Annotated in this window: 1 protein-coding gene; it reads right to left on the reverse strand. The window is 67.6% G+C overall.

Annotation, left to right across the window (positions count from 1 at the left end; translation table 11 throughout):
- A partial coding sequence (locus tag OCGS_RS12715) for a phage portal protein (protein ID WP_238538260.1) occupies positions 1 to 503 on the reverse strand: 503 nt, incomplete at its 3' end.
- Positions 504 to 651: the final 148 nt, after the last annotated feature.

The raw sequence follows: 651 nt of genomic DNA on the forward strand, positions 1-651 counted from the left end.
TCGGCCCTGAGGCTCGAGTAGTTGGCCTGCCGGACATCGCCGGTGACAAGGTGATAGGGCAGCCCCAGCGAGGCCGAGACCGCCAGCAGCGTGCGGTACTGGAACGCCTCGTACCCGCCGCCGACATCGGCCGGCGATGAGAACTTCACGTCCTCGCCCGGCAGCAGCACCTGCATCGTGCCAGGCTCGAGGCTCGCAATGGCCGCGCCGTCGAGATCCGCCTCGGCCTCGCCCATCATGGGCTCTTCCGGCGCAGTCTTGGTGATGAACCCCGCGAACATCGCCGCGGTCTTCTTTCGATCGAGTTCGGCGTCGTCGTACTGGTCGAGGAGGAACAGCCGCACCATGGCCGGCGCGATATGCGGCAGCCCGCGGATCTGGCCCGCGTCGATGGGGCGGTAGACGTGGAGCACATCCCCTGCCGGCACGCGCACCGTCTCCGGGATCACTGCACCCTGATCCGTGCTGTCGCCGGGATGGCGCCGGCGGAAGTGATAGGCCACGCGTCGGCCGATGGCATCGAACTCGATCCCGCAGCGGATGCGGTTGCCGTTGGCCGCCGTGTCGGTTTTCGTTCAAAGGGCAGCATTTCCGACTGGAGAAGCTGAAGTTGCAGCGGGACGGAGCAGCCCGTCCTCGGCGCGTCTTGGG

This window comes from Oceaniovalibus guishaninsula JLT2003 (assembly GCF_000299575.1).
Taxonomy (GTDB): Bacteria; Pseudomonadota; Alphaproteobacteria; order Rhodobacterales; family Rhodobacteraceae; genus Palleronia; species Palleronia guishaninsula.